Annotated in this window: 12 protein-coding genes; 3 read left to right on the top strand and 9 right to left on the bottom strand. The window is 58.2% G+C overall.

All coding sequences use genetic code 11. The features are described from left to right. Positions 1-67: 67 nt before the first annotated feature. Positions 68-1,219: a resuscitation-promoting factor gene (locus tag HMPREF3169_RS06380; protein ID WP_061921341.1), complete on the bottom strand. Its 1,152-nt coding sequence runs from the start codon at positions 1,217-1,219 to the stop codon at positions 68-70. Between the two features lie 204 nt (positions 1,220-1,423). Then, positions 1,424-2,242 (bottom strand): TatD family hydrolase, encoded by an 819-nt coding sequence (locus HMPREF3169_RS06375; protein WP_070455980.1) that lies wholly within the window; start codon positions 2,240-2,242, stop codon positions 1,424-1,426. A 235-nt stretch (positions 2,243-2,477) separates the two neighbouring features. On the opposite strand from HMPREF3169_RS06375, the gene HMPREF3169_RS06370 reads away from it, so the two are divergent. After that, positions 2,478-2,993, top strand: a complete 516-nt coding sequence (locus HMPREF3169_RS06370; protein WP_061921335.1) for a GNAT family N-acetyltransferase — start codon at positions 2,478-2,480, stop codon at positions 2,991-2,993. Here HMPREF3169_RS06370 and HMPREF3169_RS06365 read toward each other — a convergent pair. The 4 genes from HMPREF3169_RS06365 to rsmI form a co-directional block, all read right to left on the bottom strand. Continuing rightward, positions 2,963-4,141 carry an MFS transporter gene (locus HMPREF3169_RS06365; protein ID WP_061921332.1) on the bottom strand — a complete coding sequence of 393 codons (1,179 nt, stop codon included), beginning with the start codon at positions 4,139-4,141 and terminating at the stop codon, positions 2,963-2,965. The two genes, HMPREF3169_RS06370 and HMPREF3169_RS06365, sit on opposite strands and share 31 nt — an antisense overlap. Position 4,142: 1 nt before the next feature. Continuing rightward, positions 4,143-5,975 carry a methionine--tRNA ligase gene (gene metG / locus HMPREF3169_RS06360; protein ID WP_061921501.1) on the bottom strand — a complete coding sequence of 611 codons (1,833 nt, stop codon included), beginning with the start codon at positions 5,973-5,975 and terminating at the stop codon, positions 4,143-4,145. 188 nt (positions 5,976-6,163) lie between these two features. Next, the gene (locus HMPREF3169_RS06355) at positions 6,164-7,978 is read right to left on the bottom strand and encodes a BCCT family transporter (RefSeq protein ID WP_061921329.1); all 1,815 of its coding nucleotides are present in this window, start codon (positions 7,976-7,978) and stop codon (positions 6,164-6,166) included. A gap of 196 nt (positions 7,979-8,174) precedes the next feature. Next, entirely contained in the window at positions 8,175-9,038 is an 864-nt protein-coding gene (gene rsmI / locus HMPREF3169_RS06350; RefSeq protein WP_061921326.1) for a 16S rRNA (cytidine(1402)-2'-O)-methyltransferase, read from the bottom strand. 78 nt (positions 9,039-9,116) lie between these two features. Here rsmI and HMPREF3169_RS06345 point away from each other — a divergent pair, with 78 nt between their 5' ends. Beyond that, on the top strand, positions 9,117-10,727 hold the full coding sequence (locus HMPREF3169_RS06345) for a dolichyl-phosphate-mannose--protein mannosyltransferase (protein WP_210387468.1): 1,611 nt from the start codon (positions 9,117-9,119) through the stop codon (positions 10,725-10,727). A gap of 32 nt (positions 10,728-10,759) precedes the next feature. Here HMPREF3169_RS06345 and HMPREF3169_RS06340 read toward each other — a convergent pair whose 3' ends face one another. Both HMPREF3169_RS06340 and HMPREF3169_RS06335 read right to left on the bottom strand, forming a co-directional pair. Further along, on the bottom strand, positions 10,760-11,455 hold the full coding sequence (locus HMPREF3169_RS06340) for a zf-HC2 domain-containing protein (protein WP_061921319.1): 696 nt from the start codon (positions 11,453-11,455) through the stop codon (positions 10,760-10,762). After that, positions 11,442-11,855, bottom strand: coding sequence for a DoxX family protein (locus tag HMPREF3169_RS06335; RefSeq protein WP_061921314.1), 414 nt, complete (start codon positions 11,853-11,855; stop codon positions 11,442-11,444). Before HMPREF3169_RS06335 ends, HMPREF3169_RS06340 begins: the two co-directional genes overlap by 14 nt. A 159-nt stretch (positions 11,856-12,014) precedes the next feature. On the opposite strand from HMPREF3169_RS06335, the gene HMPREF3169_RS06330 reads away from it, so the two are divergent. After that, positions 12,015-12,767, top strand: coding sequence for a DNA-3-methyladenine glycosylase I (locus HMPREF3169_RS06330; RefSeq protein WP_246815609.1), 753 nt, complete (start codon positions 12,015-12,017; stop codon positions 12,765-12,767). 13 nt (positions 12,768-12,780) lie between these two features. Here the strand turns inward: HMPREF3169_RS06330 and glpR are convergent, their stop codons facing one another. Continuing rightward, positions 12,781-14,091: a divisome protein SepX/GlpR gene (glpR, locus tag HMPREF3169_RS06325; protein WP_070455978.1), complete on the bottom strand. Its 1,311-nt coding sequence runs from the start codon at positions 14,089-14,091 to the stop codon at positions 12,781-12,783. Positions 14,092-14,172 lie beyond the last annotated feature (81 nt).

Here is a 14,172-nt window from a genome sequence, read left to right as displayed (position 1 = left end):
ATACAAAGAAAGCCCGCTTCCGCGGGCTTTGAACGGGGCGCGAATTAGCACCTAAAGGGCTACATGCTTAGCGCAGCCCCAGCTTCGCGGTACAAGCAGGCCATGCGCCCCAGCCCTGTGCGGCCTGAACCTTCTCGGCCACAGCGATCTGCTGCTCACGGGTTGCCTGCCATGCTTCCGGCGCATATGCGGTGCCGCCGAAGCCAGCCCAGGTGGACGGGGTGAACTGCAGGCCGCCGGAGAAGCCGTTACCAGTGTTGATGGACCAGTTACCAGTTGCCTCACACTGTGCGATGGAGTCCCAGACGGAGCCATCGGCTACGGCAGGTGCAGCCGCACCGCCAGCCTCAGGTTTCTTGGTGCCGCGGGCGATGGTGGCAGCGACCGGCTCGGTAACGACCTTTTCCTTGACTACGTCCTCGGATTCCTTAGCACCATCCTTCATCACCAGCTTGCGGGTGACCTTACGCTCACCCTTGACGGCTTCCTCGCGGATTTCCTCGGTGCCCTCTTCGAGCTCTGGGTCATCGACGTAGTTTGGCTCTGCCTCGAACTCTTCGGTGGCGTCGTAGAAGGTGGTAGAAACTTGATCAACCTTGATGGACATGCCGTTGGTCACCGGGGTGTCCATGGCTGGGAAGACGCGGTCATCTTCATCCACGCCAATGCCGCGCTCCTCGATGACGTCCTTGACGGTCTTAGCAGCAATGTTGGTGTAGGTAATCTTGCCGCCGTCGTTGATCTTGACGATCTTCGGCGACGTAACCTCCAACTCCATACCATCTTCCAGAGCGTCATCCTTTTCCACCTTCTTGTCACCGGAGGTAACAGAAGCACCGGGCTTTACGCCGTCTAAATCACCCAAAAGATCAGAAACGGTGAGATCGGTGGAAGAAAGCTGCTTTTCGACGCCGTCGATAGTAACGGCAACAGGCTTAGAGGTGCGCACGGTGATGTTGTCACCGTCGGCAACCTCTTCAGAAGGAGCCGGGTACACGAGATCCTCGCCGCCGACGTTAACGCCCGCAGCCTGCAGCGCCTCATCGACGTTGCCCGCGAAGGTGGCCAGCTCGACCTTGTCACCGTTGACGTCAACAGTGATGTCCTTCTGCGCAGAAACAGCGACGACTCCGCCCACTGCCAAAGTACCGAGCACACCACCGGTGGCAAGGCGCAGAGGCAGGGAACGGGAAGAATTGATGCGCTTAATCTGGTTCATGAAACTCTCTCATCGAAAACGGGGGGAAGCAGAGCAAATCTTTGAATAACGATACGATAACAGCAAGATGCAGTCGAAAACGATTTTTCGGCCTACACCACTTCCAGCACTGCTTTCACATTCGGCACGCCCATCACCACTGAGCAGGAAAAACTCCGAATATGAAGATCGTCACAGATTTAAGCATGAATGCTTAAATCTAGCCTAGGAGAGGCCAAATATCGAAGTGAATGTCTGGTTAACCTCTTCGATCAGTTCTTCGACGCGCATGCCTCGCGCCTCAGCAATGCAGTTATACGTATGCCCGATGAAGGTCGGCTCGTTGCGTGCGCCGCGGAATGGCTCCGGGGTCATATACGGAGCGTCGGTTTCCACCAGCAGCTGGCCTGCCGGCGCGGCGGCTGCCGCCGCGCGCATCTCTTCGTTGCGTTTAAAGGTCACGTTGCCGGCAAAAGACAACACCCAGCCGCGCTCGAGTGCTTCCTTCGCCACATCAAACGGCGAGGAGAAACAGTGCAACATGACATTCTCGGCGTCGCCAAGCACCCGCAACAGGTCCGCGTCCGCCTCGCGGTTGTGAATCATCAGGACCTTACCGGTTTCCTTGGCCAGATCCATGTGCCAGCGCAGCGCCTCTTCTTGTACCTCAAGTGGTGCGGTGGATTCCGGCTCATGCTTAATCCAATAGGTATCGAGGCCGGTCTCCCCGATTGCCACGCAGCGTGGGTCCGCAGCCATCTGCGCCAGGCGCGTACGTGCCTGCTCGTCCAATTCCTGCGCCTTGGTGGGATGGATGGCGCACGCTGCCCACACATTGGAAAATTCGTGCGCGGCCTGCAACGCCTGCTCGGCTTCTTCCAAGCCATCGCCTACCGTTACCATGCGCGACACCCCTGCAGCACCAGCGCGGGACACGATGTCGGCGGCTGGGTCCTTGCAGGAGGCTAGGTGTGTATGGGCGTCGACAAGCTGTGACAAGCCTTCTGCTGGAACAGGGACTGGGCGTGGCTTCTTTTTAGACATGGACGCAATTGTAATCTGGAACGCATGCGAAACCACCTTTTTTAGATCCGGCAGCCCAAGGCCAAGGTGTGGACACCAACGTCGCATCCATCAAGTTGCATGAGAAGTTCGGTTTTGCCAATGTAGGAACGTTCAAAGAGGTGTCCTACAAGAGGGGACACTGGCTAAATCTCGCCCATTTGCAGCTGCTCGTTTAGCCCCGCAGCTTCTTATTGTTTAAGGATCCCTGACACCTATGCACGTACGTCCCGCCGCGCCTGCCGACGCCGCCGCAATCGCCTCCATCTACAACGCCGCCTCCGCCGCTACCCCGGCGGCCAACTTGGTCACCTGGCAAGAATCCGTCGAGGATCGTGCCGAGTGGCTCGAACAAATGGAAAAGGACGGCTACCCCGTCTTCGTTGCCGTAGAAGACGATGAGATCATCGGTTGGGCTGCCTATTTCCAATTCGTAACGCCAGCCATCTACTACGGCACCGTAGAAAACTCCGTCTACGTCGCTCCTTCGGCGCGCGGCAAGGGCGTGGGCAACGAGCTCATGTGCGCCGTGGTCGACGATGCCAAGGACAACGACTACGTGCAGACGATGATCACCTACATCGTCGATACCAACGAAGCCTCCATCGGCCTGCACAAGAAGTTCCACTTCGAAGAGACCGGCCGCATGCCCAATATCCACACCAAGGACGGAGTGCGTCTGGGCCTAGTGCACCTGCAACGTCACTTCGACAGGAGCTCGTCGTCGATGTAGACCGAGCGGGCGGCGGCAACGCCTGCCACCGACATCGCTAGGGTAAGTGTGATGAGCACACCCAACGGAACCTCCCAGCCGCCGGTTGCTTGCGCGAGAACGCCGAAGAGGAACGGGAATACGCCAGCCAGAATATAGCCACCCGGCTGCACGAAGCCGGAAAGGCGTGCTGTTACCTCCGGCTGCCGGGTGCGCGCGGCAATCAGGGCGAGGGCCAGCGGGAAGCACATTCCGCCGATGCCCATCAGAGTGGCCCAGGTAAGCGGCGCTGCGCTCGCGTTGACGAGCACACCCAGCCAGCCGGCCAAGGTAGCAGCCGACAAAACCAGTGGAACGGGACGGAGATCTCGCAGCCGCTCAATGAGAATCGGCATGATGAGCCCGCCGACGACGTTGATGGCGCCGATGAGCGCGAGCGCCAGGCTGGCCCGGGAGGCGGAGACCCCACGGCTTTCAAGCATCGTGGGCAGCCACCCCATCTGTGCATAAGCCATGGTGGATTGCAGGCCAAAGAAGAAAAGAAGTGCAACAGCGGTACGCGAACGGCGCATCGGAATCGCCGCGGTATCCGGGCTTTGCACTGGATCGACGCCGGTGTGCTTACAGGCAATCAGCCACCCCACTACCTGCAGGGCGACGGGGATTGCCCACGCAAACAACGACATCCGCCAGCCACCCAGGTGGGTAGACATTGGACCAAGGGCACTCGATACGCCAAGCACGGTGGTGTAAGTCGTCATCAACGCCACCACGGTGCGCGCAGTTCCGTAGGTCTTGATCCATGCAGGCAACAAGATGTTGGTGACAGCGATGCCGCCGACTACGAGCAGCGTGAGCGCAACGAAGGGTGCGAAACTACTTACCCATGGGCGCACGGCAAGCCCCACCACGAGTGCCGCTGCGCCGCCGAGAAGAGTCGTGGTCAGGCCACAACGCCGCGCGATAGGAACGGCGGCCCAGCCCATCAGTGCGAAACACAGACCAGGAAGGGCTGTCAGGGTCCCGGCGATGGCAGGGCCAACGCCAAAAGCTGCGCTGATATCGCCCAGCACCGGCGCCACGGAGGCGATTCCGGCGCGCAGGTTCAGCGCAGTTAAGGTAACGACCGCAAAAGCGAGAGCGGCCGCGATGCTTCGACGAGCCACCATCCTATTTCTGGACGGGTGCCCACTCAGGGCCGGTCTCACCGAGCTCTGGGTCAAGCTTTGCCACGAGCGGCTTCGGCTTGGAAAGCTCAGTGCCAGGCTCGACGTCTACGCGCTTCCATGCCGCCAGCTGGGCGGTGTAATCACCGGTGATGATTGGGTACGGGTGATTCTCCGGCGGCAGGCCAACGCCTACGAGCTCAACCGGGATATCATCCACGACGTCGCGTACCTCAGGCTGTGCCGCCCAAATGCCATCGCGGCCCAAGGTCTCGTGGACCTTCTGCGCGGTAAACGGCAGGAACGGGGTGAGCATGACGTTGCAGTCAGAGACCACCTGGAGTGCGGTCCACAGGACGGTGGCCAGACGCTCGCGTTGGGTCTCATCCTTGGCCAGCTTCCATGGCTCCATCGCTGCAATATAAGCATTCGCCTCACCAACGACGTGCATGACGGCGGTAATAGCCTGCTTGAATTTCGACTGCTCGAGGTAGCCTGCGGCAGTCTCGAAGGTCTCCTCCGCCAGCTGCAGGATGGCCTTGTCAGCTTCTTCCAGTGCGGCGGGAGCTGGGACTTCGCCGAAGTTCTTGTAGGCCATCGAGACGGTGCGGTTGACCAGGTTGCCCCAGCCATTGGCCAGTTCGTTGTTGATACGGCGCACGAACTCGTCCCACGTAAAGTCCGTGTCATTGTTTTCTGGACCGGCCACGGAGATGAAGTAACGCAGCGCATCCGGGCCGAACTCCGCCAAGAAGTCCTTGACGTAGATGACAACGCCCTTCGAAGAAGAGAACTTCGAGCCGGACATCGTCAGGTACTCGGAGGAAACAATCTCGGTAGGTAGATTCAGCTCACCAAACTTGTGCACCTCGCCGCCCTTCGCGCCCTTACCGGCGTAACCCAGGAGCTGCGCAGGCCAAATCTGCGAGTGGAAGGTGATGTTGTCCTTGCCCTGGAAGTAGTAATGGCGAGCCTTGTCGTTCTGCCAGAAATCCTTCCATGCATCCGGGTTTCCGGTGCGATGCGCCCACTCGATGGAAGAGGACAAGTAACCGATGACAGCGTCAAACCAGACGTAGAGCTTCTTTGCGGAGTTTTCCTCCCAGCCCTCTACCGGAATTGGGATGCCCCAGTCGATGTCGCGGGTCATGGTGCGCGGACGCATGTCTTCGAGCAAATTCAGGGAGAACTTCAGGACGTTTGGACGCCAGTCCTCGCGAGTCTTCAACCACTCCTCCAGTGCGTCCTTCACGGAAGGCAGGTCGAGGAGGAAGTGCTCGGTCTCGATGAACTCCGGGGTCTCACCGTTGATCTTGGAAACTGGGTCGATCAGATCTACTGGGTCAAGCTGGTTACCGCAGTTATCGCACTGATCGCCGCGCGCACCCTCAGCCCCACAAATTGGGCAAGTTCCCTCGATGTAGCGGTCAGGCAAGGTACGGCCAGTCGACGGCGAGATGGCGCCCTTGGTGGTTTCCTTGAGCATGTAGCCGTTTTCATAAAGGCCCTTGAACAGCTCCTGCACTACCGCGTAGTGGTTGCGTGTGGTGGTACGGGTAAACAGGTCATAGGACAGGCCCAAGCCGGCGAGGTCGGTGACAATTTGACGGTTATAACGGTCCGCGAGCTCGCGAACGGTCACGCCTTCTTTGTCGGCCTGCACCAGCAACGGAGTGCCGTGCTCATCGGTGCCAGAAACCATGAGAACGTTGCGGCCACGCATTCGCTGGAAACGTGCGAATACGTCAGAAGGAACACCAAAGCCTGCCACGTGTCCGATGTGGCGGGGGCCGTTGGCATACGGCCAGGCAACATTTACTACTACCGACTCAGTCATGCCCACCACTTTATCGAAGCCTTGGTCAACAGCGCGCGTTGAGGGGGGCACATCGACAATGGCGAAAGATCCACGCACAAGGATATTTGCGCGCATAAAGACGCATAAAGAAACGCACCCTCTTGCACGATTGTGCAGGAGGGTGCGTAAAGAAGCTTTAGGAAGCGACTAAATCGCTTGCTTTAGCTTTACTTGTGCTGAGCGCGCTTGCGCTGACGACGCTTCTTGAGCTCCTCAGCGCGCTGGTACTCGCGGTGCAGACGGCGCTCGCGGGCAAGCTTGCGCTGGAATGCCTGGGACTCGCGGTATTCCAAGTAGATGACGTCGTTGCTGAGTGCCTTGTAGATGGCGCACATCAGGCCCACAACGATGAACAGGAATGGCAGCGCAGCCACAATGGTGACGTTCTGCAGGTTGGACAGGGAATCCTCATCAGCCAGCAGCAGGGTCAGACCAACAGCCGCGGTGGCAACGCCCCATGCTGCGGACAGCCATGGCTTAGCGTTGGATGCACCGTTCTGAGACATCGAGCCCATAACGGTAGAAGCCGAGTCAGCGGAGGTGATGAAGAAGGTTGCCAGCAAGATAACTGCGATGATGCCGGCGATGAAACCACCAGGCAGGTTGTGCAGCAGGTTGAACAGCTCAACCTCAGAGGACTCGCCGGTGATGGAGTTACCCTTCTGCTCCATGTGGATTGCGGTGCCACCGAAGATGGCGAACCACACGGTGGAAAGACCAGCCGGGATCAGCATGACGCCGATGCAGAATTCGCGGACGGAACGGCCACGGGAAATGCGTGCCAGGAACATACCGACGAATGGGGACCAAGAGACCCACCATGCCCAGTAGAAGATGGTCCAGGTGGACAGCCACTCGCCTGCTTCGCCGTTGTTGGACTCAGCAGTACGGGAGATCATCTCGGTGAACGCATCCAGGTAGCTACCGATGGAGCCCGGAATCTGGTTCAGGATGGAAACGGTTGGGCCAAGGATGAATACGAAGATGGCAAGCAGTGCGGCCATAACCATGTTCGCGTTGGAGACATACTGAATGCCCTTGCCCACGCCGGACATTGCGGAAAGCAGGAAGGCCAGGGTCAGCACGAGGACGATGCCAACGACGACCTTCTGGGATGGGTTGTCGATGAGGCCAGAAGCCTGGATACCAGCCTGGATCTGGGTTGCACCGATACCCAGGGAACATGCGGTACCGAAGACGGTTGCAAAAATGGACAGGATGTCAATGATTTTGCCAACCCAACCATCGGCAGCGCGCTGGCCGATGAGCGGCACGAATGCTTGACTCAGCAGCTGCTTGCGGCCAATACGGAAGGTCGAGTACGCAATTGCGAGACCAACGATGGCATAAACAGCCCATGGGTGCAGGGTCCAGTGGAACATCGCCGTAGCCATCGACGTGCCCACTTCCTTAGCATCATGGCCAGGAACTCCGTTGAGGTAGTAGTTCAGCGGCTCAGATGCGCCGTAGAACATCAGGCCGATGCCCATGCCGGCCGCGAACATCATCGCAATCCAAGAGGGCGTAGAAAATTCAGGCTCTTCATCGATGTGGCCCAAGCGGATGGTGCCGAACTTGGAGGCGGCGATGAAGATAACAAATACAACGAAAATCGTGCCGAAGAGGACGTAGGCCCAACCAAAGTCGTTAACAACGAAGCTCAGTGCATCGCTAGCGAAGTTCGCAAAGTTGGTCGGAGCAGCCAAGCCCCATGCAACGATGGCGGCAATGAGCACGCCAGCGATGCCGACGATGGTCCAGTCGATTGGAGCGTTGTCATCGGCTGCCATTTCAATTTCAGGCTCGGTCATCTCATGGGGAGCGAAGTCCTCATTGCCGAGCATGTCTTGTAGCTGACTCGTCGCAGATGCTGATTCCAGCTTCTCATCAACGGTCTGGTACTCCTCAGACGAAACCGGCGCCGCACTGGACGCCGGATCCGTACCCTTTGCCGTATTCGAATCTGTTTCTGGATTAGTCATGCACTCCAGAATGAGGGCGGCTAATGCCAGGCGTCAAACTTATATGTGCAGTACAGCCGCCTAAATCCAGCATTTTTGCAGGATAATCTTACTTTACAATCAGCCACGCAAATGAAAATTAACCAGCATATGCAGGTCTTTTATCCTCCCGTGAGCTTTTGGCTATAACAATCCTGCAACAATTGGGCATTTAACACTATTTTTCGCTGTCACGGGCACTCAAGAAGGCGTCATAAAGTTCGCGATTAGACACCTGAGTACCGGCAGCGACTTCCTTGCAAGCATCCTTCGCGCGCACTCCATCTGCCACACGGCGCTGGACCTTATCCACCAGTTCCTCAAGCGATGAGGGGACCTCTTCCCCACCCTCGATAACAACCGTGATTTCACCGCGAGCATTGTCCTCAGCCCACTTTGCCAACTCACCCAAGCTTCCGCGCTTTACTTCTTCATAGGTCTTTGTCAGTTCGCGACACACGGCAGCGGGGCGGTCTTCACCCAGAACCGCCGCGGCGTCGGCAAGCGTCTGCGCCAAACGGTGGGGCGATTCAAAGAAGACAATGGCGCGCTTTTCACCGCGCAGCGATTCCAGCCACGCTTTGCGCGGTCCGGCCTTGCGTGGAGCAAAGGCGTCGAAGAGGAAGTGACCGACGCCGAGACCGGACAGAGCCAAAGCGGTGGGCACCGCAGATGGCCCGGGGAAGCACGTCACCGGCACCCCAGCTTCGACTGCTGCAGCAACGATGGAGTGCCCTGGATCAGAAACCAGAGGCATACCCGCGTCGGAGACAACCAAAACGGTGCCGGAACGAGCGGCCTCGACAAGTTGGGCTGCGCGTCCTTCTTCGTTGTGATCAAAGTTGGAGACCACCTTGCCGCGGATTTCGATCCCCAGAGCCTGCGCCAGGTTACGGACGCGGCGCGTATCTTCCGCCGCCACGATGTCGGCATGCTGCAGCGCCTGCATGAGTCGTGCCGAAGCATCTGCGATATTACCCAGAGGGGTGGCTGCCACAATTACTCCGCGTGGAAGGGGATCTAGACGAAACGAAGTATTCATGTCCCCTAGCTTTCCACACCTTTGCACAAGCAGAATCCCCAGGGGTCCGCCGCGTAGCCTAAACTCATCTAAGTGACTATTGCTACTGACTCTTCGCAGCCCGCAGGCACCCCACAGGCCAAGCTAGCAGGAAAGCCGCGTGGCAAGCATGCCTTCGCCGCCCCTGCTGCTCCTACCTCCTATGCTTGGGGCAAAGCAGATTGGGTCAGCACCGGCGTCATTGCAGTTTTAGCTTTCATCACCCGTTTCATCGGACTTTCCGCGCCCGTCTCGCAGGGCACGCCAGTCTTCGACGAGAAGCATTACGTTCCGCAGGCCTTCGACATGGTGCGTAGCTGGGACAACCTCTTTATCGGCGGCATCGAGTCCAATCCAGGCTATGGCCTGGTGGTTCACCCGCCGCTGGCTAAGCAAATCATTGCTGTTTCCGAGTCTGTTTTGGGCTATAGCCCGCTTGGCTGGCGCCTGATGGCAGCGCTTTTTGGTGTAGGTACCGTGCTGCTGACAATGGCGCTCGCCCGCCGCGTCGCTGGTTCCTGGCAGGTTGCCACGATGGCCGGCTTGATTGCGGTATGCGATGGCGTGCTTTTGGTTTCTTCAAAGTTCGGAATGCTGGATATCTTCCAGGTCTTTTTCATCGTCGCGGCCGCATGGGCACTGGCCCGCGACCATAACCAGATGCGTTTACGCCTGCACACGGCTTTTATCACGGGCAATATGGGCTCGTCCGATTTTGGCCCGCGTTTTGGCTTCCGCTGGTGGCGTTTCACCGCAGGCGTCTTCCTCGGCCTAGCCCTTGGCGTGAAGTGGTCTGGCCTGTACTACATCATGTTCTTTGGCCTGCTTTCGGTCTTTAGCGATCTTGCTTTGCGACGCCGCTATCACGTACGCCGCTACGTACTGGGCACGCTCATCCGCGATACCCCGGCAGCTCTGGCTTCCCTAGTGCTGGTTCCGCTAGCTATTTACGTATGGACTTGGCGCGCATGGTTTGCCTCCGAAACCTCCGTGTTCCGCCATGCCAAGGTGGATGGAACTATTGCTGAAGAATCCCCGCTGCAGGCCCTGCCCGATGCACTCGCTGGTTGGTTCTACTACCACTCTTCGGTCTTGGAATTTCATGCTTCCCTGACTACCTCCAGCGGGCACTCGCACCCATGGGATTCAAAGCCTTGGGCTTGGCTCGTGGCGGCCCGCCCCATCCTCTACTACTCCTCTACTGATCTGCAGTGCAGCGGCGCCGGCACCTGCCGCGAGATGCTCTATCTCTTTGGCACGCCTGCCATTTGGTGGCTGGTCATTCCAGCCGTGTTGTGGGGTCTATGGTCACTGCTGGTGCGCCGCAACCGCGCATTCCTCATCCCGTTGGTTGGATTCGCAGCAGGTTTCCTGCCTTGGTTGGCTGCGTTCGACCGCCAAATGTATTTCTTCTACGCCACGGCTTTCATCCCGTTTGTCATCGTGCTCATCTCCCTCGCGCTGGGCCAGATGATTGGACACGGCAAGAGGATTTCTTGGGACTGGCTGACTTCGCTTGCTGGCGGGGAAATCCGGACTGGCACATTCGTAGCAATTTGCTACTTGTGCTTGGTAGTAACGATGTTCATCTACTTCTCGCCAATTCTTTATGGCTTCATGATTCCGGACAAGTGGTACGAGTCGATGATGTGGCTGAACTCTTGGACCTAGATTCCTGTAATCCGGTTTCTCAGCGCGATCTCTTAATGCGGATTCGCGCTCAAAGAACGCCAGAAATCGGCGGCTGAATAACCTTTATGGGCTACCCAAGCCCAAGCCAGGACAATCGCGCTGATACCGGTGGCCAGGAGAATGTATATCTGGCTCATCATGATTGTGCCCAGCGCAATATCGCGCATGGTAAAGCCAAAAAGGAAGGCAAACATGGTTGCTGCAACCGGCAGCATGCCGGGAACGGATGCTGGCCGCCAGGCAGCAAAGAACAAACCGATGGCCAGGCCGAAGCGCAAGGCCGCGCCCTCGATGAGAAGGCGTGCACGTTCAGGATCAGCGGTAGGGTCGAGTGTTCCCTCGGCGCCGGTGACGGCGAGCCCGGAAGCACTAACCACCACGAAGATAGCCCAGATAGAAAAGAGCAATCCGAGTACCACGAGTGCAACGCGCGCTACCGTCAGCGTGGTCTGACGTGCGCTGGAGGCACGGCGCCACTCTGGCTCAACGCCGGCGATGATGACCTCAGAAAGATCTTGTGGGGGTGCCATTCCTTCGGCCGATTCGACGAAGCTCAATGAGCGGGAAAGCGCCGCGGCCTTGTCGCGGTAAGCACGGCACTGCTCGCAGCTTTCCACGTGAGTTTCAATGACATCGCTAGAAACGTCGGTGGGTTCACCGTCGAGCTGCGCGGAGATTGCCGCTTGGATTTCCTCATGCGTCAACACGGCTCAACACTCCATCCAAGCTGACGCGGCCGGAGCCGAAGACAACAATCATCACCAGCGAGGCAATCAGCACCGCTGGGTATTCAAAGCCGCCGTCCGCAGCGAAAAGCCCATGGCCTAGGTGCACAAAATACAATGCACACGCCATAAACAGCGCCAGGGCGCCAGCGACAAAGGTGGTCAAAAGCCCGACGACGAGTAGGGAGCCACCGATCATCTCACCCAATGCTGCGATATACGCGGAAACATGAGGCTGCGGAATTCCCATTGCAGAGAACTGCCCTGTGGTCTCATCGATTCCGGCGAAGAACATTTTGTCAACACCGTGCGCGACGAAAACGAGGCCTAGGACTGCTCGCAAAAGCAGCAGCGCGGTATCGCGAACGGCGGGTCTATTCATGAGAAATACACTACCCTGGAACCCCTAGGTGCTGGCGAATCAACTGTATATACCCCTAACGCACAGCTCATCGACAGCCGCTTGGAACCGATGCGAGCAAAAGGCAGTCAAATAGTGCAAGAGCCAAATGCGCTTACACATTCAACCGAAAGAAAAGACATGACCATGACGAATCCTTTTGCCGAGCCACAGGAAGCGGAAAGCGATAAGGCCACCACAGGCATCGCAGACACCATAGGCACCCCAAACGCCTCAGCCCCCGAGTACACGCCTAGCTCGGAGCGAACCGGGCTGGTCTACGACGCCGAGGGAGTTGGCCGTCCGCCTTGGGCGATGGCCTCTCCCCTGTTGCGCGAGTACTACGACACCGAGTGGGGAATGCCGGTCCGCGATGAAGCGGGACTTTTTGAACGCTTAACTTTGGAAGGCTTCCAGTCAGGGCTGTCTTGGGCCACTGTCCTGCGCAAGCGCGAAGCCTTCCGCGCTGCGTTCGCTGGCTTCGACCCGGATATCGTTTCGGCTTTTGGTGCAGCTGAAGTAGAGCGTCTACTCAATAACCCGGAGATTATTCGGAATCGCCGCAAGATTGAGGCTGCCATTAACAATGCAGATGCCACGGTGAAATTGCGTGAAAAGGGCGGCTTGAGCGAATTCATCTGGTCCTTCAGGCCGGAGGAAAATCTCTACCCGCGTTATATGGAAGACATCCCTAAAACGACCGACAAGGCCAAGGAATTATCCAAGGCCTTGAAGAAGGAGGGCTTTACTTTCGTAGGCCCCGTTACCTGTTTCGCGCTAATGGAAGCCATCGGCATGGTAGATGCCCATCTCATTGGCTCTCATCGCCGCGGAACGTCCGGGGTCTGGGAAAGTGAACTGGATGCTTTCAAGCATCCAGTTCAGAATATCTAGTTCACGAAGGCATCTAGCTCACGCGGCGTGATGCGAGGTCGTCGCGGCGCTGGCGATTGCTCACGTGCGGTCCGTCGAAGCCGTCGAATTCATCGTCATCATAATGGACCGGCAGATGGTCGAAGTCCGGGCTGTCATCGTCAACTTCCAGTACTACAGCGCCTGGGCGGCGCAGGCTACGCGGGATGGCCAGTTCATCATCTTCTGCACTGCGGACGCCGAGACGGGCGCGGCGCAGGTGGTACACGCGGCGACGCAGCAATGCCTGCTCCTGACGGACCTGGGTACGCAGAGCAATCAAATAGATCATGGTGACGATGCCGGCGATTCCCGCAAACCACCAGGTCCAGCTACCTACTACGATGCCCAAGCACACGGTGAGAACAACCGCCAAGGAAAGACCCAACAGCGTACGCTGACGGCGCTGGTAGCGGGTTGCGGAAGCAGCCTTTTCTGCTACCGGATCCCAGCCGCCGCGCCCAAGGCGACGCTGCGCAAAAGCAACCTCATCCTCAGATAGATCAGTATCCTCATCCATCTCAGTTTCGGATTCCTCGACAGACTCGATGGCCTGTGGAATCTGGCTCACCTGTTCCTCGGTGTCGACCGCGCCGGGATACATCAAGTCCACAGGCGAGGTATATGCCGAATCAAGGTCGTAAGCATCGTCTGCGACCTCGGCCACTGCTGGCGCGCTGAAGACCTCTGCCGCCTCCGCGTCATCCGCCAGCTTGGATTTCAGATCCGCAGGCTTATCCTTTTCGGTTTCATCCTCAATGAGGAGCTCATCTTCTTCGGATTCGCTCGCTGTGTCCTCCGACTCTTCGTTTTTATCCTGCTGCGCCGAAACTGGGACAGCGGAGCCGGCTGGGGTTGTTTCCTTCGCCGGAGTCTCGGCCTTGGCCTTACCGGACTCTTCGACAATTTCACCCTCAACGGTCTCCGGTGCGTCCGCCTTTACTGCGTCATCGCCATCAGGCTCATCAGACAGCTGCGCGCCCGGCTGGCGCGGATTCGCCTTAGCCTTTGCTGCGACACCGGCGATGGTCACGGCAGGGGTTTCTTCCTCGTCAACCACGGAGATATCGCTAGCGTCGACGACTTCGTAATCTTCGGTATCGTCTTCAAAACGGCGCACGTCACGCTTGTTAACTCGCGGGCGGCGACGCGCGGCGACGTTTCCGGAGTCGCCTTCGAACAACACGCGAGTGTCATCAAAGGCTTCGCCTGTGTGGCTCATCGGACGCTGCGAACGCAGCAGCCAAGGTGCCAAGATAAAAGCCCAGACCACGATGATGGCGATAATGGGCACAGCAGTGGACACGGTATGGGTGGCCTTCCGTAGGGTGCAGAGTTTGACTCAACGTTAGCGCCTTATCCGCCCCTATAAAGACTCAAAATCGGG

It is taken from the genome of Corynebacterium sp. HMSC08C04, assembly GCF_001807495.1.
Lineage (GTDB): Bacteria > Actinomycetota > Actinomycetes > Mycobacteriales > Mycobacteriaceae > Corynebacterium > Corynebacterium simulans.
This window is presented reverse-complemented; position numbering and strand designations above follow the sequence as displayed.